This window comes from Microcystis sp. M44BS1, assembly GCF_020244875.1.
GTDB lineage: Bacteria > Cyanobacteriota > Cyanobacteriia > Cyanobacteriales > Microcystaceae > Microcystis > Microcystis panniformis.
Map to the genome: position 1 here is coordinate 1 of NZ_JADBVM010000084.1, position 25,595 is coordinate 25,595.

Here is a 25,595-nt window from a genome sequence, read left to right on the forward strand (position 1 = left end):
CTCAATTTTGTCCCTCAATGACTTGTGGTACTTGTTCCATTTCTAAGTCTAAAGCTTGGGCAATTTGTTCTACACTCAATTTTAAGGCAAATAAACGGGGAATAGAGTTTAATTTAGCGGTTAATGCTCCTTCCTCTCTGTCTTTCTCTAAAATATCTTGATAGATGACGGATTCTCTCATAATCTCACTCCGAAGGATTTTTTTAATCGTCTCTCGATTTAATACTAACCCGGCGAGAATACTGGTAGCGGCAGCGAGATTGCTTTGCACCTGTTTTTTGGAGATAGTTTCTAGAGAACGGGACACCTGACTTAACACCTGTTCGGGGTCATCAGTATTGCTGAGGACGGCAAAGGGTAATAACTCTTTGTTTGCTTAATTTTTTAAGGGAAGGGTTTTAAAATTGCTGTTACCTTTATCCTGTATGCTTTTTGGCTCTTCGTTACTTGGTATGGTTCGATAGGGGGGCATAAATCGACTAAATCCTTATCTGGCAAGAGACTTAATTGATTAGTTCGCTTTAGATAAAAAACAATTGACAAAAATCGCCAAATGCCTTTCTATATAAGGGTTCCATTCCTTATAACCCCCGTCGATTGCATAAGACAAACCGAAGAGCCTGCTTTTTAGCGAATAAGGTAAGCGGAACGGTGCCGAGAGTGCGAGTGCCAATTGGCTTGTTCAAACCCTAGGTATTTCTACAAAATCAAGATGCACCGGGTTGAATCTCCCTATTGATGATTTTTTCGGACAGCAACAATCAAAATACTTCTGATTTGCGAGCGACTTAACCTGACCGGAAAGATATCTGTATAATCTAGACCAGCTAACCCTCCTACCCGATAATTATTTGCCACTTGCTCCAATAAATTTTGATTGAGAGGCCATTGTCTCATGTTTCCACCTAGTGCGGGACCATTCACCGGATTTCTAGTGCTTGCAGCCGTATCTAGAAGCATTTGATCGTAGGTAAAAGCTAACACTCTATCCAATAAATCATCGTTGGTATAAGTGAAAGCATGATCATCTTTCATGGGATTGATCATTTGAAAAACGTCAAATCCTTCATCTAAAACCATCGCTTCTTCCGCACTGAATCCATCGCTCATAATTAGGGTAATCCCTTCTAGGGTATTGCCGATTTTTGCCGATAATCCCGAGGAAGCAAAACAGATAATTCTTTGACCGTGCATTCCCAAAATTCCGAAAGGATAGATGCTCTTGGGAAAGTAAATTTCTACCGTATCTCCTCCGGGGTAAGGAAAATATTCTCCTGCCCGGCGCGGAGAAACACCAACCGGTCTAAAGTTGTTTCGCATCAACTCGTTTGCGACAGCAGGAGCGGCCAGATCGATCTGCAGAAAACCGCCAGGAGGATTCAACTGAGTTTCTACGATAATCGGTCCGTTTAAAGCGGCGCGTCGGGCATTCAAATCGCCGTAGAGTTGATATTCTCCTAAGTTAATTGTATTAATAACCTGCCCCATAAAATTACCATCACAGATAATTTGATAAGGCAGCCAAAAAATATGGCGTACATCTTGGAATCGATCGATAGCAGTAAATAGGGGAACCACATCACCTTGTTGAATAATAGTTTTTCCCGCTAGGGCAAACTCTAAAAATGGGGCGATATTCTGTAAATTAGCATCGTATCCCGGTAGCGTTCTTAAAAAAGCATCATATTTGCGAGCCACCTTCGGATCGTTAATCTGTATTATATTTGCGCCTCCAGCCATAAATTTTAAATCCAAAAATTCATAACGATGGCCGAGGTGTGTAGCCATATCATCACACCATTTGACCAAACACCGATAGATGCGACGATCGATCGGTTCTTGATAGCCTCCGGGGAGAAACATCCCACATAATTGATTTTGCAAGGATTTTATGTAGTAATTAGGGCCAAGATAGGCAAGATGCCACGGATTCATCGTTAGATCCCCACAACCTTGGGCGCCAATAATGAGCCAATCCTGTCCTCGCTGATCGCAGAATTCTTTGAGATGATGATAAAGTGTCCAAGTACCCGCTCTCTGCTCGTAAGCATTGGTCGTAGAGTCTAGGCCAGGAACAGCATTGCGACGAAGTCGATTATACATTATATCCGTCACTGCATGAGGATCCTGCATTCTGGGGGGAGTTATACCATCCCGTTGAATGCCGGGGCCTTTTTGATAGTCTGGAGTCACGGACACAAAGAGCTGCTCTTTTTCCGTGTCTAGAGTCAAAGAACCAGTATTAAAAACTTGATGTTTCACCATAACACCCCCTGCTTGTCTAGGTGTGGCAGTTGCGGCTAGACAAGCTAATTAGCCCTAGGCTATCTGTTTTTTTTAATCTCAACCTCGCTGACCTGAAGGGGAGTGGGGCTTTATATTTTTTTCCTGAATCTATCAGATGAACGTAGGTTGGGTTGAAGCATGAAACCCAACGCCCGCTGAATTTATCAGAAAGCCTAGCATTTATCGTATTACCATACTTAAATTATAGTTCTCCTGACGGGGTAAAATCTCGCCTCAATCCTTAAGAAATCCTTTCCCCGCTCTCGTTTCTGAATTGCCAAGAATTGCGTTATAATTAAAGAAATATTACAAGTGATTGACAAAAATGAGTAAGCCTGATATAGAAAACATTGCCCTCCAGTTAGAAAGTAGCAACTCTAAAGACCGTCTGCTGGCCTTGGCATCCCTGCGAGAAGTGACCCCAGAGGAAGCTGTACCCTTGATCAAAAAAGTCCTTTATGATGAAATGCTGCCAGTGCGATCGATGGCTGTCTTTGCTTTGGGAGTCAAACAAACCGAGGAATGCTTTCCTATCCTGGTGGATTTGTTAGCCAATGATGCCGATTATGGCATTCGCGCCGATGCTGCGGGGGCCTTAGGTTATTTAGAAGATATTCGCGCTTTTGAACCCCTACAACGGGCTTTTTACGAAGACACGCAATGGTTAGTCCGCTTCAGTGCTGCCGTCGCTTTGGGCAATTTGCGCGATATTCGGGCTAAACAGGTGTTATTATCGGCTCTCGATAGTAACGAAGCGGTTATTCAACAGGCCGCTATTGCCGCTCTTGGGGAAATCAAAGCAGTGGAAACCGTCGAGAAGCTTTTAACCTTTGTTAACTCCGATGACTGGTTAATCCGGCAGCGATTAGCGGAAGCTTTAGGCCATCTTCCGGCGGAAAAAACGATCGCAGCCTTAAAATTTTTGGTCAAGGACGAACATCCACAAGTGCGCGAAGCTGCCCGTTTATCCTTGCAAAAATTGGCCAAGGTCTAGGGATAGGATAGAATAAATAATCTATTCTTTCAGAGCGATCGATCTTTGCCTACAGCCATTCATGGACATTCAAGAATTTATTAATCTCTGTGCGGGTAAATGGTTTTCTCAGCGCACCAGTTATCAATTAGCTGCCCAAAAAGTTGCCAATAATAAAGCAGAAATCACCATCGATTTGCTGGCTGCCGATGCTGCCGATGTGGTGCAATTATGTTTAGAAAATAACTGTCAGTCCCAGACCAGTCTAGGGGGATGGAAAGCGACTTGGGATAATTCCGTGGACTATGGACAACCGAAAAAAATCGGTTCTAGCTATTTAGTTTGGCTACCCTCAGAGAATCCTTGGCAAGGAAAATTAATCACATCGGACGGTAAATCGGCAGCACTGGGAGAATATCATCTCAGAAGCGATCAAGCTTTAACTTTAACCATCGAGGATAATCACCATCGTATCGAAGAAAGAATCTGGTTTGCTAGTCCTAATCTGAGATTGCGTACCAGTATTATCCAGTCGGACAATGGCGATCGCCAGACGGTTTTCTATTCGGAAATTCGCAAAATGGTTGCTACTAAGTAGTTGTCATCTCCAATGTCTGAGGTGGGGAAGACAGGATTAATCTTCCACCACTCCAGTCAAATCCTCCTAACGTCGGCCGCGTCTGCTGCTGCCGAAACCACTGCGACTAGGGGTACGTCGGGAACCGGAGGAACCGAAACTAGATGAACGTTTGACATTATCAGATTTACCCGAATTCTTCAGGGTACTGGAACCATAACCGGAACCACTGGGTTTTGTGGTGGTGGTGGTGCTGCGATTGGGACTAGAGGTAGTATTACTGGGATAACGACGTAAATTGCCAGTAGAACGGAGAGTTTGCCGGTTTTTGACTGCCGGAGGTGGACTATTATGTTTAGTCCGGTATTGATCCACTGCCTGATTATAGGTGGAACCGTAACCACCAAAACCGGTCATCACACCCCCCGGAGTATAGAGGGGAGGAACGTAATATTGAGGACGAAAGAGCAAACTACCCAAAGCTTGACCAGCAACAGCACCGAAAAAAGGACTCCAAAAACTCGATTCTTGTCGAATCACCACGGTTTCCTGTTGTCCGGTTTGGGGATTGTTCCGCACTTCCGTGACATTATGGACATACTCGATTTTAAAATCTTCGGTCATGTACAGGGTAGCCTGATCACCGTTGATTTCTACCGCGGTTTTTTCCCCTTTAGCAATGTCCTCCTCGGTTAATCTAGCCATTTGCAGGTTAGTGGTGCGAAAGAGGGGAGAAGTCCCCGCAGGGGTGTTTAACAGCATTAAGGTATAAGTGCCATCTCCGTCATCGTAGGTAGCTTGTTGCACCTCGTAGCGACCGCTACTAACCTGATTGGATTCTTGTCTTACACTACTGTTATTAGCTGACGGTGACTGAGTTTGATTTGACGAGGAACCACAGGCCACCGTTGTGCAACAAAGGGTAAGAATTAAAAGGATTGTCGTTACTTGGCGCAGCATAATGGCAAAATTAAGACTATAAAGGCAGTAATTCGGGGAAATTGAGTAATAGTTGCTCATTGGTCAATTCATCTCCCAATTGAGCAGGAGAAAAATGTACCTGAATCGCACGCAGCCGACCTTGGTAGTGAAGGTTAATTATTGATTTTAAACCATCTTCCAGGGCCTCTCGATCGGCTAGGCTAGTTTCTAAGGCAGCACTCTCACCCTCGAAGGCTATTGTGATCATAACAACTAAGTTATCGGTGACGGGTAAAGTTAAGGGTTCCTTTTCCCCCAACTGTGAAGACACCGATTCACTTAGGTATCTGGCTGCGGAATCGGTAAACAGTTCGTTAACGTAGTCTCCCGCTTCCCCCTCACTCCAAAAAATATCGCCCTCATTAGCCACAGAAAACCAATAGAGGTTCATCTGCAGCAGATTTTGACAAATTTCTACTAAACCCTCTCCCATGACCTCTAAATCGCCTTCGGAATCGATCGCCTCTCGGCCAGTACGATTAAGAATACCGATCAGGGGTGCGACTTCTTGGCCGTAGAGATGCAAAAATAAGCGACAGACCACATAGCGAGTTTTACCCGCAAATTTCTTAAAGCGATCGCCTAAAGAACTCATAATAGACCTCTGGTAAAAATCAAAAATTGTCGTTAAGGTTAGGAGTCAGTAGTCTTGAAGCCATCAGCTAGATCAAGGTGATAATGGCTAATTAATCGGATAAATAAAAGCTGATAAGTAGGGAGGCACAATTATTTGTAGGATAGGTTAGCGGTAGCGTAACATGATCGGGCGTTGGGTTTCATGCTTCAACCCAACCTACGTTCATCTTACCTACTTAGCTAAAAAGACAGATAACTGATAGGATTTAATCAGGCAAGGGGTTTAATCTATCCGATAATCAAGTAAACAGCCAAAAAAGCCCTCAGCTTTTATTTATTTTGCCATTTTCTAGGGTTCTATGCCTTGATGTCCTGTTAACAGTCTATAATGACTTAGAATCCTTTTGGTGTGAGCAAATGGCTGTCCAACTGCAACAAGCTTTAGTGGTTGCTTCCTATATCTTGAAACAGCGTCTAGCAGGAAAAAAGCGTTTTCCCTTAGTTTTAATGCTAGAACCCCTATTTCGCTGTAATTTAGCCTGTACTGGCTGCGGTAAGATTCAACATCCCCCGGAAATTCTCCGTAATCATCTCACCCCGGCAGAATGTTTCGCAGCGGTGGAAGAATGCGGGGTTCCCGTGGTTTCCATCCCCGGGGGCGAGCCACTCTTACATCCACAAATCGATGAAATTGTCAAGGGGTTAGTGGACAGAAAAAAATTCGTCTATCTCTGTACCAATGCTCTGTTATTGGAGAAAAGCCTGGATAAATTTACTCCGTCACCCTATCTTACCTTTAGTGTCCATCTGGACGGTTTAAAAGCACATCACGATCGCTGTGTGGATCGAGAGGGAGTATTCGATAAGGCAGTACAAGGGATTAAAGCAGCGAAAGCGAGAGGTTTTCGGGTTACTACTAATACCACGGTTTTTGAAGGCACAGAACCGCAAGAAATGCAGGAATTTTTCGATTTTCTCGCTACTTTGGGCATCGATGGTATGATGATTTCCCCCGGTTATAGTTATGAGTGGGCCCCGGATCAAGATAGTTTCTTAAAACGGGAGCAAACCAGAGCTTTATTCCGAGAAATTCTCTCACCCTGGAAATCAGGTCAGAAAAAGTGGAATTTTAACCATAATCCTCTCTTTCTCGATTTTCTCATCGGTGAACAAGACTACGAATGCACTCCTTGGGGTAGTCCTAGCTATAGTCTTTTAGGATGGCAAAAACCCTGTTATCTGCTCAACGAAGGACATTACAAAAGCTTTCGGGAACTTTTAGAAGAAACCAATTGGGATAACTACGGTCGGGCCAGTGGCAATCCTCAATGTGCCGATTGTATGGTACATTGCGGCTATGAACCGACCGCGGCCATGGCAGCTTTTAAACCGGCTAATATGGGACGTGCGATGCAGAGTTTAATCGGAGTCTAATCCTAAACTGATTCTAACCAGACGGCGGGGACTTGACTAGGGCGATCGGGTAATTGCATCCATCCCATTTCGCACAGACGAATTACCGAACTTAATTTTTCTACCAAAGCGGGATCAAAACGAATCCCGCTATAATTTTGACAGCGCTCTAGGGCCTCTCCTAAATCTAGAGCTAGTCGGTCGCCTCGCGGTTGAGTTAATTCCTGAAAATAGGCGGATAATCCTAAAATTCGCGACTCTAGGCTGATTTCTTCCCCTTTTAAGCCGTTGGGAACCCCGCTACCATCCCAGTATTCAAACTCATGGTAAATAATCTGTTGAATTGGGGCTAATTCGGGCATAGTTGCGAGTAATTGTGCGCCTAACACCGATCGATCCCGCCAAAATAACGCATTTGCTCCCTCTAACTGACTGGCACGCTGTCTAAAAACTTCGATCGGAGCCTCCGCTAGACCGATGCGGTATAATAAACCGGCTAATCGTAAGCGTCGTAATCTCAGGGTGGGTAAATCGAGCAATTGTCCCAACATTTCCGCTAAAGCAGCCACCTGTAGGGAAGCAAGGGGATTATCAATATCTCTTTCATCGACCTTTTGAGCCATTCTTAGAAAAGCTTGCAGTTTATTAGCGGCCAAATTTTTATTTAAACGGGATGCTTGTCCTTCTAAGTCGCTTAATTCTCGCGTTTGTCTGCTGACGGTGACTAACTGCTGTTGACTGGTTTGCAGATAGGTGACAATGCGAGAGACTACTCCCGTTAAATCCGTGGGAATGGGATTAATATTTTGACTAATTTCCTCTTGTTGTCTGCTTAAGTCGGCCGCTAGAGTGGGATTATAGCGATGCAGACGCTCAATTAAGATCCTAGCGGCTTTTTCGACTAAATCGCGATCGAATGTCCATAAACCGTAGAATTTTCGCTCCGTGTCTATTTGGGGTTGACTATCGGACCGGTATTCTTCCGGGGATAACTCATGACAGAGTACCATGGAGGCGTAATCGGGGGAAAGAATGATTAAATTCCACTCATTAACCAAACTATCGCTATTATCTAAGTTCACTAGCGAAACATTCTCTAAACTGCCGGTTTTATGCTCAGAAAAACCACTATCGGCCAAGGCGGCGATCGCAATATGACGAGAAGAGCGAGCGATATCTAAATAGCGCTCAGCTTCCTGTAAATACCATTTTCCCTGTTGAAAGGTGACTAAGACCAGTGGTTTATTTGTACTATCTGGGCTGCTAGTTTGCAAGATATGATCTTCAAGAGCATGACAGAGGGCCACAAGGGTATTCTTAAAATAGACCCCGTAACTGCTGGGTAATCGTCCCGATGAAGCTCTTTTTAACTGTTGTAAGCTGGATTCTACGGTCATAATTTCCGAATATTAGGGGGTTGGGGAAATGGGGAGAAGGGAGAGGGGAGAAGGGAGAATAAATAAAAGCAATCTCCTGTCTCCTGTCTCCTGACGACCGGCTCCTGACTGCCTCAAAGGGGTTTATTCTACCACCCAGGGAGTGATGGCGGGAGTCCAATCAGCCAATTCTGCATCGCTAAACCAGAGACTAACTTCATCTCTGGCGGTATATGGACCATCGGACCCATGGATAAGATTGCGTCCGACACTAATGCCAAAATCACCGCGAATCGTACCAGGTTCAGCATTGAGGGGATTAGTGGCGCCAATAATTTTTCTAGCGGAGGCAATTACTCCTTCTCCTTCCCAAACCATGGCCACCACGGGGGAGGAGGTAATAAAATCGACTAACGAACGGAAAAAGGGTCTTTCCTTATGAACAGCGTAGTGTTTTTCCGCTAATTCGCTAGAAACCTGCATCATTTTCAACCCAACCAGCGTAAAACCTTTAGTTTCAAAGCGTTGAATAATTTCCCCCACCAGATTGCGCTGCACACCGTCGGGTTTAATCATTAAGAAAGTGCGTTCCATACTGCCTCTTAAAATTTAGTCATCGAAAAATTGCGTCCGAAACCCAGATTAACCCGGAATGGCATCCTAGAGAATGGCAGCATTTTCGCTTCAATTGCTGAGTTAGCTTGCTGTCCGATTTAGCTAGGGTTTGCGGCAAAAAGTTTTTCGTGGGGGCAGGGTGTGACCCCCCCTACCCCCCCGACATCGGGGGGGTGTAGGGTTTTACCGATTTTGGGGTAGTCAGTTACCTAATTTTCAGGGAAAAAGTCCAGGAATTTTACCCCCGATCCCTCCAATGGTCGGCACTTTTTGAGGAAAAAAAGTCTAAAAGCCTTATCCAACAAGGTTTTTAGATTTATTCAGCAGCCCCTAATTATCCTAGTCGTTGATTCTGTTTTCGATTCTTATCCCCCAGAAAAAATATGGTAAAAAATGTCGTTTCTTTTCTTTTTGTTACCGTTGACAAAAATTATACAACCTCAGGGATAAAACTCATGATTGAAATTAATGATTATGGAAAAAAATACTCTTATCTGGTTAAAATTTCCTCTATTTATGTTAAGGGAAGATGGTGAGCAAATTACTGAATCAAAGGAGAAGGGAGATGGAGTTTTATCCTTTGTACTAAAATTACCAATAGGCAGGTTAAATGCAGTACAGCTTATTAACAACTATAATTAATCTTCTATTAATATAACTTCGGTTGACGGAATTGATAAACATCAGCGATCACCTGTACCCAACCATTAGCAACAGATTCTAATAATCGATCGCCTTTTTCTTTACTTGCATTAGTAGCATCTCCCATCACTCCACTTTTAGTTAATTCCTTAGTTAACCAAGCAAAGGGTAATTTTCCCTCCATAGTTAACAAACTATTTTCTGGCAAACCTTGGGGATATTCTCGGACGGCGCGCTCAATTTTTACCTGTTCTGGCAGCAATGATAACATCATGCTAGTTTCCACATCTCCTGCATGAATACCGTATTCTAATTCATATTCCGAGAATAATTCAGCCGCATTGTGGGGAACTCGCCAAGTGAAAAAAGGAAATACTAAAAAATCGGGATATTGTTGATGAATATCCCTAGCGGCAATTTCCATAACTTGCGGTTGTCCGCCGTGGGAGTTCATTAATACTAACTTGCGAAAACCCGAACGATAGAGACTTTCAGCTATCTCTTGAATAAGCGTTAATAAGGTTGCTGCCGAGAGGGTAATCGTACCGGGAAAAGACCAATGTTCGTTAGATTTTCCGTAGTAGAGACAGGGTAAAGCGAAAGCGGCGATGTTTCTATCTAATTTCTCGAAAGCTTTGCCTAAAACCCCTAAACTAATGGCAGCATCGACGGCAATAGGTAGATGGGGTCCGTGTTGTTCGATCGCACCGATGGGTTGAATAATTACCACATTTTCCTTATTTGGCATTGAATCTATATCAGTCCAAGTAAGATAGGGAAAATAACGATGTGGGGGAATAAAACCGTGCATCATAATTTTATTGGGGGTGAGGGATTATGCTTGGGGTAAAAATTACTGTTTATATGGTAATTTTATCACTAATTCTTGGCAAGGTGGCCAATCGTCAACTATCGAGACTGTGGAGAGCATCAAGAATACCTATAGGGCCAGACGAGGAAAAAGAAAGAGTCGAAGCGGAGCGCATCGGAAATCAACCCTTGTCACCGAAAAACTTTTCCAAGAGATTCCCCCTGACAAAAGAAAAACCGACCTTTGTGACCAGGCCAAAGAATTTTGTGGACATCAAGAGTTGAGTCAGAAACTAGGAGCAGATTTTTATTTTGCTAATCCTTATCATTTTTGGTAAAGAGGATTAAACCCAGGGTAAGAGCATCTTAAATCCTTGACAAAATCAACTTTATCTGGTTTTCTTCCCCATACCCCACACCCCAACAAACTTTTTGCCGCAAACCCTATGTATCCCTAAAGTTTTATCTATCCTCTCCTGCTACAGATTGATAAAATTTTTCTAGACTTTTTACACAGGTTTGATCGTTAAATACTCTATCGATATTCACTTTAGTATAATCTTTGATTGTTTGTCGCCATTGATTATCTAAACCTAAACGGATAGCAATTTCAATATAGTGATTTTTATCCGTAGCAATTGTCTCGGTTATGCCTAATTTTTTCAAGATAGCATAGGAATGTCGTCCGCGCATAAATTCCCCGGGACAGGTAACAACTGGAAGCTGACAGGCAATTGCTTCGAGGGTGGTATTTCCTCCCGACCAACTTAAGTTATCTAAATAGATGTCTGCTAGTAAGTTAAGCCGAAAATAATCATCTTGTTCTAATTGTGGCATCATTACCCTGTAATCTTGCCAATTGAGTCCATACTTATTAAAAGCTTGACTTAATCTCGACTGAAAGCAATGGGTCACAAATTCGCTACGATGGCAGATAAAAATAAATTGGCTGTTGGGAACTTGTTGGGCAATTCTCGGGAAAATATCGTCATTTTCTGGCAGATATTTAAATAAACTCTGACAGTTTAAATAGATGATTTTATCCTCGGTTAATCCCATCTCTAAACGAGTTTTTCTCTGGGGAGGAAGGGAAGGTTTGGCATAGGCAATACCTAAATTGGGTAAGCGAATTAATTTTTCACTGTAGTGATTATCTCCCTCTGCGGGTTCCATTAATTCACTGGAGATAAAATAATCAATGGTTGGTAATCCTGAGGTGATGGGATGGCCCCAAGTTACACATTGTACTGGAGCTAAACGCAATCCTGCTAGTTGAGTAGTACGAGCATCCATACCAATATCTAAATAAACCAGAATATGTAACTGATTATCTAAAATATGTTGGGCAATTATTTCCATATTAACTAAATTATCAAACTGATAAAAATAATCACTTTGCTCTTGATATTCTCTCGTAAAATTATCGAAGGTGTTATTAATATCTATTCCATAACAATAAATTTCAAATTGTTCTCGATTTCGCCACTGCAACCATCCTTGAAAGAGTTTCGCTACCGTGTGATGACGCAAGTGAGCAGAAATATAGCCAAGGCGAATTTTTCCCGTCGGCATGGTTAGGTTTTTCACCCAATCAGGAAAGTTAGCTGAGGTAATTTTATAAACTAATTCCCCATATTTTTTTTGTAGTTCTAAATCATTTTTACCTTGATATTGAAGATAAAAATTAGTTCTTAAACCAATACTTTTCCAAGCCTCCTGTTGTTGATGAGTAGTGGTTAAATCAAGATTAGACAAGATATTATCTAACTGTTTGTCGTAGTTCGATCGATATTGCATAATATCTGCTTGATTTGTGTAAACTATCGGCATTAACCGCATTAATTCTAACTGCAAAGATAGGTGATCGGGAAGATACTCTAAAGCCGATTTAGTGGCTTGAATTGCCACCTCGATCGGATAATTATTTTGTAGTAACCAAATTAGGCGCAAATGTAAATCAATATTTTTTGGATGATAGCTAATGCCTTTTTTATACACTTCCAAAGCCTGTTTTTCTCCTTTGACAATGAGATGGCAATGGGCGCAATTTAAATAAAAGTTGCTATCTTCTACTTTAATTGCTAATAATTTTTGATAATAGTTTAGTGCTAATTGATAGAGTTTTCTTTGATAAAAATAATCACCTGAATAAAGATCCGCTCTTTTTTGGTCAGCTTGCAGTATTTCCCAAAGGGAGAGATTTTGACTAATTTCTCGTCTATCTCCTGCCAGTTCTTGGGCAGTTTCATAAGCATTTTTTGCCTCTATCCAAGCTTGTTTAACTAAATAGACATTGCCTAAATTGATATAAAAAGGATAAAAATACGCCTGGTTATTAATCCCCTGCTGATAGAATTTTTCCGCTGACTCTAGCTGCCCTAATTTATAAAATAAATTGCCCAGTTTATTATAAGCATCGACAAAATTAGCATTGAGATCAATCGCTTTTTGATAAGCTGATAAAGCTGTATCTAAACGTGATTGTTTTTCTAGCACCATGGCCATGGTATAATGATATAAGGCTTGATTTTCCTCTAATTCTATGGCTCGTGCTAAACAGTTAAAAGATTCTGTTAGTCGGTTAATTATATAGTATAAGTATCCTAAATCGTGCCAGATGTAAGCTAATTGTTCACGCCAAGATAAAATTCTTAAGTAAAAGTCCTCAGCTAAAGTATATTCTCGCCGATTAATTGCCTCTTGCACCTCTTGAAGACAGGAGTTTATCGCAGTCAGCGCATAATTTTCTATCTCTTCATCCCCTTCTATTTCTTCTAATTCTAGCCCCTGGAGATAGATTAATTTAGCTTGGCCAAACTGCCAGCAATCGAGATTTCTAATTATCTCTTTTTTGAGGAGCATAATTAAATCCTGACTGGACTCTGATTGTAATAGCCAAAATAACCAAATTTCTTGCGCTGTTGCTTGCTGCCCTAGCAGCAGATAAGCTAATCCCAGATAGGGATAATAATCAGTCACTTCCGGATGAACCGCCAGTGCTTGTTGACAGAATAACAATAATTGATTATGGTCTCCCGATGCTAACATTAGCTCGATCGCTTGTTGGTGATCGCTGTTGATCATTATCTTTGACTCTCGTTGCTCTCATTCCACAATACCCTCGATCGAGCTTAAGGTAACATCTTAAGCTTATTGAATTTAACTAGCGATAGATTCGAGGATTTATTAGCCTCATTTACACAAAAACCCCTGATTTTACCAGTATTTTCCCCCATTTACCGCCCTAGCCAGACAAGTAATTTCTACCGCAGATAAGAATTATTCTCAATAGCTGTACAATAGGAAAAGACAACTTTGCCAAGAATCGAGCAATGAACGATAAAATAACTCGTAGAGTCTTTCTAGGTGCGGGAACAGCCACCTTAGCGGTAGCAGTGGGTCAATTAGGGAAAATAAACGAAGTTTCCGCCCAAACTAAACAATTAAACCTCTATTCCTCCCGTCACTACAACACCGACCGACGATTGTATGACAACTTCACCCGACAAACGGGAATAAAAATTAACCTGGTCGAAGGGGAAGCAGACCCATTAATCGAACGAATCAAAAGCGAAGGCAGCAATAGTCCTGCTGATATACTCCTGACAGTAGATGCAGGGAGATTATGGCGCGCCGACCAACAGGGAATTTTTGCCCCCGTCAATTCCCGCATTCTTACCCAAAGAATTCCCGCTCATTTGCGTCACCCCAAAGGTCACTGGTTCGGGTTTAGTAAACGCTTGCGGGTAATCATGTACAACAAAGACAGAGTTAACCCCAGAGAAATCGATTCCTATGCAGACTTAACCAATCCCAAATGGAAAGGAAAAGTCGTCACCCGGTCATCCAGTAACATCTATAGTCAATCTTTTACTGCTTGGTTAATCGACATCCAAGGGGAAGCGGCCGCAGAAAAATGGTGTCGGGGATTAGTGGCCAATTTTGCCCGTCCACCCCAGGGCAATGATAAGGCACAAATCGAAGCTGTCGCCGCAGGAATTGCCGATTTAGCCCTAGCTAACACCTATTACTTAGCTGGGTATGCCGAAGAAAAAGACCCCGCTAAACGGGCAATTTATGACCAAGTAGGCGTAATTTTCCCCGACCAAGCAGGCCGCGGCACTCACGTTAATATTAGCGGTGGTGGTTTAATTAAAACCGCCCCCAATCGAGAATCGGCCATTAAATTTTTAGAATATCTTTCTAGCAATGAAGCACAGAACTTTTTTGCTAAGGGTAATCGAGAATATCCCGTCGTTCCAGGGGTTGCTTTAGACCCTTTCCTAGCAAAACTCGGACGCGGGAAAGAAGATACAGTTAGCGTGGCTAATTATGGTCCTAATTTAGCCAAAGCGGTACAGGTAATGAATCGCGCTGGTTGGAAATAAGTTATCAGTTATCAGTTATCAGTTATCAGTTAAGGCAATTGAAATAAAACCGAGAGATTATTAGCGGGCATAGGAATTACTTCTAACAATTGTAAACCTCGATCGCTGGCTTCTTGCACCACATCTTCTAAATTCCTCACTCCCCAAGCAGAGTTTTGAGAACGGAGAGAAAAATCAAAGCTTTCATTACTAGGAGAAGTATGTTTTCCCTGTTGTTTATAGGGACCATAAAGATAGAGGATTCCCCCTGGTCTGAGAATGCGACTTGCTCCTGCCATTAAAGCTAAACAAGCAGACCAAGGGGCGATATGAATCATATTAATATTAACAATGGCATTAATAACGATATTTTCCGTCTCTACCGCCCAAACTGACTGATGAACATCGATAAATAGGGGGCGATCGAGATTAGAACTAGGACAATAATCGCACCAACTGCGAATACTATCTAGAGCCAGAGGGTTACAATCCGAGGGAATCCAACGACAAGGAGCAAGACGAGGAGCAAAAAAAACAGCGTGTTCACCCGTGCCGCTAGATATTTCTAGGATATTCCCAGTCTTCGGTAAAAATTGGCTGAGAACTTCTAAAATCGGCTGACGATTGCGTTCTGTTGCCGGAGCATATTGACGTAAATCAGACATAACTAGGGTTTGCGGCAAAAAGTTGGTTGGTGGGGTTAGGAGTCGGTCGTCAGGCGTTGGTCGTCAGGCGTCAGTCCTGATGAAAAAATTTTCACCACCACAGATGAAAGAGGTTTCCTTCCCTACACCCCACACCCCACACCCTACACCCTCTTTCCAGTCAGGAGGATTATTTTTATTTATTCTCCCTTCTCCCCATCCTACTCTGCAATAACTACTGGCAGCCAGAAATACGTTGGTTTCTTATCATACTTTGTGCTTTTTGTCAAAAAAACTTTTTTTTTGCAATAAAACTACACAAAAAAAAGATCATCGTTGTTGGTGAAATTGACTAATTTACCCCTCCTAATTAGGATAACCTTCTAGGTTTGGTGAGGGTTTCAACCATTGCTGCCTAAAAAAGCACAGAATACCCCATTATGAAATTCAGTAAAATCGCTGTAACCATTGTAACATCGTTGTTAAATAAAAATCTTTCTCAATTAATTTTTAAGAATTTGTAAATATTGCGGAATGTTAATTTAAATATTCTCAAGTTTTTGGAGTCAATAAATAATTTTTGCTTATCTTTGGCGAACATTGGGTTAGGAGTCAGTATTCTCCGAGTCAGCTTTTTTCTCCCTTCTCCCTGCTCCCATCTCCCCCCGCAACGCGCACGAATTGGTCTCCCCTCTCCCCATCTCCCCACTCCCTGCTCCCATCTCCCTGCTCCAGAAAAATATTAAGTTTTGTTAAGAAGTTAGTGACAAAAGACCAGCTTTAATCTCTATTATCGTAGTAAGTGGCTTTTGACCCGAATCAAGCCGGTCAAGATAAATAGTAACTTTTGCCCATCATCAAACAACGATTGTCAGTCTAACTAAAACAGTCGCTGTGGCCATGCCCTCGTGATCAATTCCTATGTCAACCCTGGTTATTGTCGAATCCCCCACCAAAGCTCGGACGATCAGCAATTATCTGCCTAGCGGCTATCGAGTCCAAGCCTCCATGGGCCACATCCGCGATCTGCCCGCCTCCGCCGAAGAAATTCCCCCCGCCCACAAAGACAAATCCTGGGCCAATTTAGGCGTGGATGTGGAGAACGATTTCGATCCCCTCTACGTCGTCCCCAAAACCAAAAGTAAAGTCGTCAAAGAATTAAAAGAAGCCCTCAAAGGGGCCAGCGAACTGATCCTCGCCACCGACGAAGATCGGGAAGGCGAAAGCATCAGTTGGCATCTCTTGCAGGTACTCAACCCGAAAATACCCACCAAAAGGATGGTATTTCACGAAATCACCAAAGAGGCAATCCAAGCCGCCCTCAAAAATTGTCGCTCCATCGACGAAAATTTAGTTCACGCCCAAGAAACCCGCCGCATACTCGATCGCCTCTACGGTTATACCCTCTCCCCCCTACTCTGGAAAAAAATCTCCAAAGGGTTATCCGCCGGCCGCGTGCAATCCGTGGCGGTACGTCTGCTCGTACAACGGGAACGAGAACGACGGGCCTTTAAAACCGCCAATTATTGGGACCTGAAAGCCACCCTCGAAAAGGACAAAAATCAATTCGAGTCGAAATTAGTCACCTTAAACGGTCAAAAAGTGGCAAATGGCAGCGATTTCGATGCCGACACCGGCAGACTGCTCCCCGGTCGCCAGGTGACACTTTTGGATCAAGCCACCGCCGCCGCCTTAAAAGAACGCATCCAAGACAAAATCTGGCGCGTTAGCAACACAGAAGAAAAACCCACCACTCGCAAACCTTCCCCCCCCTTCACCACCTCCACCCTACAGCAAGAGGCTAACCGGAAACTGGGCATATCCGCCCGCGACACCATGCGAATCGCCCAAAATCTCTACGAACAGGGCTACATAACCTATATGCGGACCGATTCCGTCCATCTTTCCGATCAGGCCATCACCGCCGCCCGCAATTGTGTAGAACAAATGTACGGAAAAAATTATCTCAGTCCCCAACCCCGGCAATACACCACCAAAAGCAAAGGCGCACAGGAGGCCCACGAAGCCATCCGGCCTGCCGGTAGCAGCTTTCGCCTGCCCCGGGAAACCGGCCTGAGCGGACTAGAATTCGCCCTCTACGACCTAATCTGGAAGCGTACCGTCGCCTCACAGATGGCCGATGCCCGTATTACCCAGATCGCCGTCAATATTCAGGTAGAAAATGCCGGATTTCGCTCCTCTGGCAAAAGAATCGACTTCCCTGGCTTTTTCCGCGCCTATGTAGAAGGTTCCGACGATCCCGAAGCCGCCATCGACGACCAAGAAATAATCCTACCCCCCCTCAGCGTCGGTGACACCCCCAATTGTCGCCAACTAGAAGCCATTAGCCACGATACCCAACCCCCCGCCCGTTATAGCGAAGCCTCCCTCGTAAAAACCCTCGAAAGTGAAGGAATCGGGCGACCCAGCACCTACGCCACCATTCTCGGCACCATTATCGATCGCGGTTATGCCCAAATGCGGAATAAAACCCTCATTCCCACCTTCACCGCCTTCGCCGTCGTCGGTTTATTAGAAAACCATTTCCCCGACCTGGTAGATCCCAAATTTACCTCGAAGATGGAGGAAACCCTCGACGATATCGCCACCGGTTCCGCTCAGTGGTTGCCCTATCTCGATCGCTTCTATCGCGGCGAAAAAGGGCTAGAAAGCCAAGTCAAAGAGCGCGAGAGTCAAATTAACTCTAGCACCGCTAAATCGGTGATTTTAGAGGATTTACAGGCAACCATCAAGATCGGCAAATACGGACCCTATCTGGAAGTCTCCCGAGGCGATGAAATCCTCACCGCTTCCATCCCGGCCGATTTAACCCCGGCGGATCTGAACCCCGAACAGGTAGAAACCCTGCTGCGACAAAAAACCGAAGGTCCGGATAAATTAGGTCTTCATCCTGACACCGGAGAGCCGATTTATCTGCTGGTGGGTAGTTACGGTCCCTACGTCCAGTTAGGAGATATCAGCGATGACAATCCCAAACCGAAACGCGCCTCCTTACCCAAAGGAGTCAAACCCGAGGACATCACCCTCGAACAAGCGGTGGGTTTATTAGCACTGCCGCGACTGCTGGGAACCCATCCCCTCACCGGAGGCAAAATTAAAGCCAGTTTAGGGCGTTTCGGCCCATATATAGTTCAGGAAGAGGGCAAAGAAAAAGAATATCGTTCCCTGAAAGCCAGCGATGATGTCTTGACTATAACTCTCGATCGAGCCTTGGCCTTATTAGCCGAACCGAAAAAAGCTCGCGGCGCTCGTGGTTCTACCAAACCACCCTTAAAAGAATTGGGTAAACATCCCGACGATGGGGAATTGGTGGGATTGTACGAGGGACCCTACGGAGTTTATATCAAACACGGTAAGACCAACGCCAAGATTCCCGAAGGAGAAACCGCCGAAACCCTGACTCTAGAACAAGCTTTAGTCGCCCTAGCGGCCAAGACAACCACTGCCAAGACAACCACTACTAAGAAAACTACTTCTAGCACCACTAAAAAAACTACTTCCCCAGGCAGTAAAACTGGCAAAAGTAAGACGGTTTAGCGGTTAGTGGTGGGGCGATTTTCTCCATGGTTAATTCCTCGCCCTGATGCGAGGACAAATCTGGCTGGCTTTTTTGTCTTTTGCACCACTTTGAACGAGCTGCTCATATACCCCAAATTCCCTACTGTAAAGCAATCGCCATCGCTTCTTGGGGAATTTGCCGGTAAATTGGTTTTAAAAATTGTTCTATGGCATCTGATTCGGGGGCAGCGAGGGGAAAATTGCCTAAAATGTCGAGAATGGTTTGATTTTCATTCCCCGGCGTAATCACAACTAGGGAGGGATCTAGCTCCTCATCGTACTGCCAAAAGCGATCGATAGTGCTGTCGGGGGCAGTTTTTTCGACTACTGTGGGGGGTTCACTGACTGCTAAAGGTTGATTATCAGAGGAATAGGAGCGTTTTTCCCGTAAAGCTTCCAGAATTTGGCTTTTGCTTCGGCCGCGCAGTTGCAAAAGCAGGAAGGGATCGACAATAAAACGATCACCCAATTGATAGTATACTGCTCCTATATGTTTGCAGGGGTTGGCTTGATCGGGACAGGTACAACGAGAGCGAATATCAGCTAGGGAAAAGGGAAATAAATTCACCCCACTATCGATAAAAACACGCTCGATATGATCGGGCATTTGTCCCGTGAGCAATTGAGCGGAATAAATGGCCTTTTTGGAGAGAAGCTTAATAATATAGTCCCATTCTTCATCACTAAAAGCGACTAGGGATAAATCCACTATATAAGGCTCTGGTTCACTGCCTTGTACTCTGGCAATAACTTGCGAGTCTTCAAAGTCAATACTTAAAACATTGCCTTCTCTGGCGTAAAGTCTAGCTCGTTCCAAGCGTTTTTTAAAGCGATAGGAATCGAGTAGTTCTAGCCATTTTTGTACCCACCAAGCTTGTTCTGTCATTTTTTATTTCGCCAATTCAAAAATGAAACACATCAACCTTAAGAGTTGACAGAGAAAGGCTCATCAGGTATATTCTGATCTTTAACAACAACAAATCAGACCCAAAAACGAAGCCCTCAACATCTTAACATAGAACAAAGAAACTTGCTCTACCAACTTGGTCAAGAGGTAAATTTATCTCAACGGCAAATAGCCGTCTTGCTGGGATGTCATGTCATCTATGAAGCAGAAACCCAAATTGTGAGTTTTGGGAATCGCCGTCCGTTTTACGGCGGTCAGGATGTCAAGAAACCATCTACAAAATTTCTTGGGAGAGGGGATTAAACGAGCATACTAATGGACTGTTAAGACAATTCTTTCCCAAGAAAAGGAATTTTAAAATCCTTAAGCCAGAGGAAATAGAAAGAGCCGTAAACTTGATTAACAATCGTCCTCGAAAATGTCTTGACTATCGTACCCCGAATGAGCTATTATGTGATAGCTCAGACAGTGATGAAATTCAGAATTGAATTGGCAAGATGTACACAAAAACGAGGATTTTAGGTATGAGGACAGAACAGAAAAATCCACAATTAAATTGTCATAAATTAGCAGAAGTCTTTTTATCAAATCCCTTAATTGAAGATTGCTATTTTATGGTACGAGAGGATGAATTAGTCGCCTATATCGTTTCCTCTGGAGCTTGGAATTCTGAACAATTGTCCTCCGATTTACAGTCTCAGTTACCGGACAATCTTCTACCTAATATCTATGTGCAGATTTCCAGTTTACCCTTAACCGATAGCGGTGATGTCGATGAAACTGCATTAAAGAATATTGAAATTATCGATGATCATCAAGTTCAGGAAACAGAAGAAAAACTACGCTCTTTGTCAGATATTGATCAAGTTGCCGCTGTCATGACTTCCAAAAAAATCAAAATTTTACCCCTACATCTATCGGACTTATTGCCCTTAAAACCAGAGAAAAAAAATGATAATCAAGAATCTCAAACCCCGATTCATCTGGGGATTCACACTTCTAACACTCAAGCTAGAATCAGTCACGGACAGCTTTTAGAAGAATCTGAAATTCAGCCTAAAACCTTGGCAGAAATCCTCCAAAAAGCTGCTGAAAATCATTCAAATAAAGGGATTATTTATATTCAATCTAATGGATCAGAAGTTTTTCAATCTTATCAACAATTATGGGAAGAAGCTCAACAAATACAAGCCGGATTACAAAAGCAGGGTTTACAAGCTCAAGATAAAGTGATTCTTCAGCTATCGGAAAACTATGATATCATTTCCGCATTTTGGGGGTGTCTTTTAGGGGGATTTATTCCTGTTATTATTTCAGTGCCACCCAGCTATAAAGATTTTAATAATGAAATTCATAAAATATCTCAAGTTTGGCAGTTGTTAGATGAGCCTATTATTATCACAAATCAATCCCGTCAGCAAGAGATAAAATATTTAGAACAATGGTTGCCTAATCAAACCTTAAGCTTCAGTTTTATTGAAGAATTAAAAACTTATTCTCCCCATCAGACTCATATTAGTCAACCGGATGATATCGCGTTCTTTAATCTCACATCAGGCAGTACAGGAATACCGAAATGTATCTCATTAACCCATAAAAATGTCATCTCTCGTGCGCGAGGAACAAACATCATTTGTGAACATCAAAACGACGATATTATTCTTAATTGGCTTCCTTTTGATCATATTGGAAGTATTTCAGACTGGAATATTCGCTGTGTCGAGCTAGGATGCCAAATGGTTTATGTTCAAACTGAATATATATTAGGTCGTCCTTTGAATTGGTTAGATTTAATTGCTCAATATCGAATCACCCACAGTTGGGCTCCTAATTTTGCCTATAATTTGATCAATGAAGCTTTAAAAAAAGAACCGGATCAAAATTGGAATTTAGATTGTGTCAAATTCTTTTTGGCAGCAGGTGAAGCTGTTTCTGGTCAAGCAGTTGGAGAATTTATTAACACCCTTCATCTTCAATATAATCTGAAAAAAACGGCGATGCGTCCTGCTTTTGGGATGGCAGAAATGGGGTCAGGAATTACCTATTATCAGCCGACAGAACAACAGCCATTACTCTTTCATACGGTTGATAAATCCTCCTTGAATTCTTCCCTAAAACGAGTCCATCCTGAACATCCCAATGGTGCAACTTTTACGGATTTAGGATTACCCATTCCGGGAATATCGATTAGAATTGTTAATACTGATAATTCCCTATTACCAGAAGAAACTATTGGTCATTTACAAGTTAAAGGACATCCAGTTTCACCCGGGTATTATAAAAACCCAGAAGCGAATCAAGACGCTTTCTTAAAAGATGGCTGGTTTAAGACAGGAGATTTAGCATTTATTAGTAACGGTCATTTAGTCATTACTGGAAGAAGTAAAGAAACCATTATTATTAATGGAGTGAATTATTATAGCCATGAAATTGAAACTGTAGTGGAAACTATTGAAGAAGTACAAGCGTCCTACACCGCCGCTTGTGCTGTTTATGATCCTAGGAATAGTACCGATCAATTAGCTTTATTTTTTAGTGCAGAAACCTTTGACCACCAGCATCTAGGGGAACTTCTGAAAAAGATTAGACGAAAAGTAATTAACAGTTTTGGCGTTAATCCTGAATATTTAATACCCTTAAATAAAACGGAGATTCCTAAAACTTCTATTGGTAAAATTCAGCGATCGCGATTAATAAAACGGTTTGGAAATGGAGAATTTAATTCTATTTTAAAAGAAATAGATATTTTGTTAGAAAATGCTCAAACCCTTCCTGATTGGTTTTACCAGAAAGTTTGGAAACCTCGATCTCCAGTTAACTTAAAACCAGAACTTTCCAAGTGTTGTACTTTAATTTTTCTGGATTGCTTGGGTTTAGGAGCATCTTTGGCAGAAAAAATCGAAGGTCAAAACTTACCCTGTATCACGGTTTTAGCAGCGGAAGAATTTTCTCAAATCAGTCAAAATTGCTATACCCTCAAACCTGGGACAGCTAATCATTATCAACAGTTAATGGCATCTTTATCCGAGCGAAAAATTATCCTTAGCAATATTATTCATCTGGGGACTTATCAAGACTATCAGGGAGAAATTTCAACAATTGAACAGTTAGAAAAAGCACAAGAGCGAGGAATTTATGATTTATTATTCCTAGTTCAAGCTTTAGCTAAAATTCATGACTTCAACTCAAAAATTCAATTGCTATTTGTTTCTAGTTATAGTCAATTTGTCATAGAAACCGATGAAATTGCCTATGAAAAATCTCCAGTTTTAGGACTGATCAAAACCCTAGCTCAAGAACTTTCTTGGTTGAATACTCGTCATGTTGATTTACCCCTAAATCAAACCGAAATTAATCTCAGTTATCTGCTGCAAGAACTATCCGTTTTATCCAAGGAAAGAGAAATTGCCTATCGCAACGGGAAACGTTTAATCGCAGGTTTGGAAAAAGTCAATTTACTTCAACACACCCAACAGGAATTACCCTTTAAATCAGGGGGAATTTATCTGATTACTGGGGGACTAGGGGGAATTGGCATACAAATTGCTCAGTATTTGCTCAAAAATTATCAAGCTCGTTTACTGTTAATTGGAAAAACACCTTTACCAGAAAAACATCTCTGGAGTGAGTACCTCAAAACCGAAGATCAATTATCCTTAAAAATCAAAAATCTCCAAGCTTTAGAAAACCTTGGGGGAGAAGTAATTTACCAAGCGGTAGATGTGACTAATTTCCCTCAAGTTAAACAGACTGTAGAACAGGTAAAAAGACAATGGCAAGGAGAACTTAATGGGGTGATTCATCTGGCTGGAATTTACAAAGATTGTTTACTTCTGGACGAAACTCAAGACGGTTTATCGACAATTCTTCGTCCTAAAGTAATAGGAACTTGGGTTTTACATCAACTCCTCAAAGAATCTCAGGGAATTTTTATTAGTTTTTCTTCCTTGGCTAGTTTTTTTGGAGGAGCGGCTTTGGGTTCCTATGCGGCGGCTAATAGTTTCCTTGAGTCTTTGAATACCTATCAAAAATCTAAGAATTTGTTCCCCAGTTATTGTTATAGTTGGACAACTTGGCAAGAAACCGGGATGAGCCAAGGTTATCAGATGCAATACATAACTCGATCTCAAGGGTATTATGATATGACGGTGCGGCAAGGTTTAGACTCATTTATAACGAGTTTATATCACAACCAAAGACAATTAATGATCGGTTTAGATGGGAGTAATGGCAAGATTAATCGTTTCACATCTAGGTCGGAAGGATGCCAAAAGTTAACGGCTTATTACACCCGTAAATCTACAGTTCAATCGGTCAATCTACCTAATCATGTTAGTCTAAAAGATCGATTTGGAACGTCCTATCAATGTCCCTTGGTGTTGCGGCAATCCCTCCCTATTAAGGATAATGGAGACATTGATAAGCGGCAGTTACTCAAGGAACTGCAAGGTAAAGAAAATAACGAATTGATAGCACCCAGAACGGAAGCTGAACGTCAAGTTGCTAACATTTGGCAAAAGGTTTTAAATCTATCTCAAATTGGAATTCATGACAATTTCTTTGAACTAGGAGGACATTCTTTACTGGCGAGTCAAGTTATTTCTCGTTTACGCGATGTTTTCTCGGTAGAATTGTCGTTGCACAGTTTGTTAGAATATCCAACCGTTGCCAGTTTAACTCAAACGATTGAGGTGCTTAATGTAGCCAAAAATAGTCACAGTGTATCCAAAAGTGGTAAAGTTATGACAACAGCCTCAGAAAATTATGAAGAAGGAGAATTATGAAAATAGCTTAACTAAAATTTAAGCTTTTCAGAGCCATTTTGGAAAAAATGTAAAAAATTGTATCCATCACTAAAATTTATCATCCAGAATATGCTATGAATAGCCAAACAGTCTTTTTATGGAGTATGTAAGCGGTTGCTCCCAGGGCAACTGATTTTAACAATAACCACCGACTCCCTACCATTGATAATTTTTGTTTGGTCTATAGTGTTTAGTCTTTGAGGATACTTAAATTTATGAAAAACGTTGATTATATCTCTAAACAGTAGCTCAAGCTAGAGCTACTAAACTCAGCCAAACATCACCCCCATTCCAAAAATATCAGAACATCAATCAAGGAAAAGGATACTATTAATGAAAGTCGCAGAATTTTTATCTTACTTAAATAGTTTAGACATCAAGCTTTGGCTTGAGGAAGAAAAGTTAAAATATCAAGCTCCCCAGGGAGCGATGACACCAGAAATTAAGCAAGAAATCGGGACAAGAAAACCAGAAATTATCACTTTTTTAAGAAGCGCAACAACACCATCTAAACCCCTTGAATCGGTCATTAATACCGTTGCCAGAACTGAAGATTTACCCCTATCTTTTGCTCAACAGAGAATGTGGTTTCTCTATCAGATGGATCAGCAAAATTCGGCTTATAATGAAGCCTTAACTATCCGTTTAACGGGACGCTTAAACATTGATATTTTAGAGCAAACGATTAATGCTATTATTCAACGCCATGAGAGCTTACGCACAACCTTTCCAATGGTTGAAGGAAAACCTATTCAAAAAATTGCTCCATCTCTAAAGATTAAATTATTAGTTATTAATTTAAAAGATATTTCCCAAGATCAAATTGATAAACAGATTATTGAAGAACTACAAAAACCCTTTGATTTAACTCAAGCTCCCTTATTACGATCTACTCTGTTTGATCTGGGGTATGAAAATTATATTTTAGTTAACGTTTTCCATCATATTATTATCGATGGTTGGTCAAAGGGCATTTTATTTAAAGAATTATCTGAATTTTATCAAGCATTTTTATCTAATTCAACCGTAGATTTACCCGAATTA

Annotated in this window: 18 protein-coding genes and 3 pseudogenes; 11 read left to right on the top strand and 10 right to left on the bottom strand. The window is 42.0% G+C overall.

Features of this window, described 5'->3' with window-relative positions; genetic code table 11:
• Nucleotide 1 precedes the first annotated feature (1 nt).
• Together IM515_RS05665 and IM515_RS05670 are read right to left on the bottom strand one after the other, a co-directional pair.
• Nucleotides 2-364: pseudogene (locus tag IM515_RS05665) on the bottom strand (RpnC/YadD family protein); the annotation flags it as partial.
• Between the two features lie 368 nt (nt 365-732).
• Nucleotides 733-2,265 (bottom strand): hypothetical protein, encoded by a 1,533-nt coding sequence (locus IM515_RS05670; RefSeq protein ID WP_287627742.1) that lies wholly within the window; start codon nt 2,263-2,265, stop codon nt 733-735.
• 346 nt (nt 2,266-2,611) lie between these two features.
• Between IM515_RS05670 and IM515_RS05675 the strand changes: the two genes are divergently transcribed.
• Together IM515_RS05675 and IM515_RS05680 are read left to right on the top strand one after the other, a co-directional pair.
• Nucleotides 2,612-3,280, top strand: a complete 669-nt coding sequence (locus IM515_RS05675) for a HEAT repeat domain-containing protein (RefSeq protein WP_287627741.1) — start codon at nt 2,612-2,614, stop codon at nt 3,278-3,280.
• Nucleotides 3,281-3,341: 61 nt separating this feature from the next.
• The gene (locus IM515_RS05680; protein ID WP_287627740.1) at nt 3,342-3,857 is read left to right on the top strand and encodes a phycobiliprotein lyase; all 516 of its coding nucleotides are present in this window, start codon (nt 3,342-3,344) and stop codon (nt 3,855-3,857) included.
• Between the two features lie 66 nt (nt 3,858-3,923).
• On the opposite strand, the gene IM515_RS05685 is transcribed toward IM515_RS05680, so the two are convergent.
• Together IM515_RS05685 and IM515_RS05690 are read right to left on the bottom strand one after the other, a co-directional pair.
• Entirely contained in the window at nt 3,924-4,856 is a 933-nt protein-coding gene (locus tag IM515_RS05685; RefSeq protein ID WP_287627738.1) for a hypothetical protein, read from the bottom strand.
• Nucleotides 4,813-5,412: a DUF1517 domain-containing protein gene (locus tag IM515_RS05690; protein ID WP_287627737.1), complete on the bottom strand. Its 600-nt coding sequence runs from the start codon at nt 5,410-5,412 to the stop codon at nt 4,813-4,815. The genes IM515_RS05685 and IM515_RS05690 overlap by 44 nt, the downstream gene beginning before the upstream one ends.
• A 398-nt stretch (nt 5,413-5,810) precedes the next feature.
• Here IM515_RS05690 and hpnH point away from each other — a divergent pair, with 398 nt between their 5' ends.
• On the top strand, nt 5,811-6,827 hold the full coding sequence (gene hpnH / locus IM515_RS05695; protein WP_002785976.1) for an adenosyl-hopene transferase HpnH: 1,017 nt from the start codon (nt 5,811-5,813) through the stop codon (nt 6,825-6,827).
• 2 nt (nt 6,828-6,829) lie between these two features.
• On the opposite strand, the gene IM515_RS05700 is transcribed toward hpnH, so the two are convergent.
• From IM515_RS05700 to IM515_RS05710, 3 genes are all read right to left on the bottom strand, one after another.
• On the bottom strand, nt 6,830-8,203 hold the full coding sequence (locus IM515_RS05700; protein ID WP_287627736.1) for an HD domain-containing phosphohydrolase: 1,374 nt from the start codon (nt 8,201-8,203) through the stop codon (nt 6,830-6,832).
• Between the two features lie 123 nt (nt 8,204-8,326).
• Nucleotides 8,327-8,776: a nucleoside-diphosphate kinase gene (gene ndk / locus IM515_RS05705; protein WP_287627735.1), complete on the bottom strand. Its 450-nt coding sequence runs from the start codon at nt 8,774-8,776 to the stop codon at nt 8,327-8,329.
• Between the two features lie 670 nt (nt 8,777-9,446).
• Complete coding sequence (locus IM515_RS05710) at nt 9,447-10,253, bottom strand: creatininase family protein (RefSeq protein WP_287627733.1); 807 nt, start codon at nt 10,251-10,253, stop codon at nt 9,447-9,449.
• A 187-nt stretch (nt 10,254-10,440) separates the two neighbouring features.
• Between IM515_RS05710 and IM515_RS05715 the strand changes: the two are divergent.
• Nucleotides 10,441-10,584 (top strand): annotated as a pseudogene (locus IM515_RS05715) (IS30 family transposase); the annotation flags it as partial.
• A 127-nt stretch (nt 10,585-10,711) separates the two neighbouring features.
• Here IM515_RS05715 and IM515_RS05720 read toward each other — a convergent pair.
• On the bottom strand, nt 10,712-13,333 hold the full coding sequence (locus IM515_RS05720) for an O-linked N-acetylglucosamine transferase, SPINDLY family protein (protein WP_287627732.1): 2,622 nt from the start codon (nt 13,331-13,333) through the stop codon (nt 10,712-10,714).
• A gap of 248 nt (nt 13,334-13,581) precedes the next feature.
• On the opposite strand from IM515_RS05720, the gene IM515_RS05725 reads away from it, so the two are divergent.
• Nucleotides 13,582-14,637 (top strand): Fe(3+) ABC transporter substrate-binding protein, encoded by a 1,056-nt coding sequence (locus IM515_RS05725; RefSeq protein WP_002765688.1) that lies wholly within the window; start codon nt 13,582-13,584, stop codon nt 14,635-14,637.
• Nucleotides 14,638-14,666: 29 nt separating this feature from the next.
• Here IM515_RS05725 and IM515_RS05730 read toward each other — a convergent pair whose 3' ends face one another.
• Nucleotides 14,667-15,281, bottom strand: a complete 615-nt coding sequence (locus tag IM515_RS05730) for a DUF938 domain-containing protein (protein ID WP_287627731.1) — start codon at nt 15,279-15,281, stop codon at nt 14,667-14,669.
• Nucleotides 15,282-15,787: 506 nt separating this feature from the next.
• Here IM515_RS05730 and IM515_RS26095 point away from each other — a divergent pair.
• On the top strand, nt 15,788-16,006 hold the full coding sequence (locus tag IM515_RS26095) for a hypothetical protein (protein ID WP_425589524.1): 219 nt from the start codon (nt 15,788-15,790) through the stop codon (nt 16,004-16,006).
• Nucleotides 16,007-16,181: 175 nt separating this feature from the next.
• Nucleotides 16,182-18,818, top strand: a complete 2,637-nt coding sequence (gene topA, locus IM515_RS05735) for a type I DNA topoisomerase (RefSeq protein ID WP_287627730.1) — start codon at nt 16,182-16,184, stop codon at nt 18,816-18,818.
• A 121-nt stretch (nt 18,819-18,939) separates the two neighbouring features.
• Here topA and IM515_RS05740 read toward each other — a convergent pair whose 3' ends face one another.
• On the bottom strand, nt 18,940-19,725 hold the full coding sequence (locus IM515_RS05740) for an SWIM zinc finger family protein (RefSeq protein WP_147068690.1): 786 nt from the start codon (nt 19,723-19,725) through the stop codon (nt 18,940-18,942).
• A gap of 144 nt (nt 19,726-19,869) precedes the next feature.
• On the opposite strand from IM515_RS05740, the gene IM515_RS05745 reads away from it, so the two are divergent.
• The 4 genes and pseudogenes from IM515_RS05745 to IM515_RS05755 all read left to right on the top strand — a co-directional run.
• Complete coding sequence (locus IM515_RS05745; protein WP_012267925.1) at nt 19,870-20,049, top strand: hypothetical protein; 180 nt, start codon at nt 19,870-19,872, stop codon at nt 20,047-20,049.
• Nucleotides 20,031-20,234: pseudogene (locus tag IM515_RS26100) on the top strand (transposase); the annotation flags it as partial. The gene IM515_RS05745 and the pseudogene IM515_RS26100, both read left to right, overlap by 19 nt.
• Nucleotides 20,235-20,270: 36 nt before the next feature.
• Entirely contained in the window at nt 20,271-24,530 is a 4,260-nt protein-coding gene (locus IM515_RS05750) for a non-ribosomal peptide synthetase (RefSeq protein WP_287627729.1), read from the top strand.
• Nucleotides 24,531-24,884: 354 nt separating this feature from the next.
• A partial coding sequence (locus tag IM515_RS05755) for a condensation domain-containing protein (RefSeq protein WP_287697910.1) occupies nt 24,885-25,595 on the top strand: 711 nt, incomplete at its 3' end.

Bases quoted from the DNA above. Each gene is read 5' to 3' on its own strand.
- IM515_RS05670 (WP_287627742.1), bottom strand. From the start codon at position 2,265: ATGGTGAAACATCAAGTTTTTAATACTGGTTCTTTGACTCTAGACACG.
- IM515_RS05675 (WP_287627741.1), top strand. From the start codon at position 2,612: ATGAGTAAGCCTGATATAGAAAACATTGCCCTCCAGTTAGAAAGTAGC.
- IM515_RS05680 (WP_287627740.1), top strand. From the start codon at position 3,342: ATGGACATTCAAGAATTTATTAATCTCTGTGCGGGTAAATGGTTTTCT.
- IM515_RS05685 (WP_287627738.1), bottom strand. From the start codon at position 4,856: ATGAGCAACTATTACTCAATTTCCCCGAATTACTGCCTTTATAGTCTT.
- IM515_RS05690 (WP_287627737.1), bottom strand. From the start codon at position 5,412: ATGAGTTCTTTAGGCGATCGCTTTAAGAAATTTGCGGGTAAAACTCGC.
- hpnH (WP_002785976.1), top strand. From the start codon at position 5,811: ATGGCTGTCCAACTGCAACAAGCTTTAGTGGTTGCTTCCTATATCTTG.
- IM515_RS05700 (WP_287627736.1), bottom strand. From the start codon at position 8,203: ATGACCGTAGAATCCAGCTTACAACAGTTAAAAAGAGCTTCATCGGGA.
- ndk (WP_287627735.1), bottom strand. From the start codon at position 8,776: ATGGAACGCACTTTCTTAATGATTAAACCCGACGGTGTGCAGCGCAAT.
- IM515_RS05710 (WP_287627733.1), bottom strand. From the start codon at position 10,253: ATGATGCACGGTTTTATTCCCCCACATCGTTATTTTCCCTATCTTACT.
- IM515_RS05720 (WP_287627732.1), bottom strand. From the start codon at position 13,333: ATGATCAACAGCGATCACCAACAAGCGATCGAGCTAATGTTAGCATCG.
- IM515_RS05725 (WP_002765688.1), top strand. From the start codon at position 13,582: ATGAACGATAAAATAACTCGTAGAGTCTTTCTAGGTGCGGGAACAGCC.
- IM515_RS05730 (WP_287627731.1), bottom strand. From the start codon at position 15,281: ATGTCTGATTTACGTCAATATGCTCCGGCAACAGAACGCAATCGTCAG.
- topA (WP_287627730.1), top strand. From the start codon at position 16,182: ATGTCAACCCTGGTTATTGTCGAATCCCCCACCAAAGCTCGGACGATC.
- IM515_RS05740 (WP_147068690.1), bottom strand. From the start codon at position 19,725: ATGACAGAACAAGCTTGGTGGGTACAAAAATGGCTAGAACTACTCGAT.
- IM515_RS05750 (WP_287627729.1), top strand. From the start codon at position 20,271: ATGAGGACAGAACAGAAAAATCCACAATTAAATTGTCATAAATTAGCA.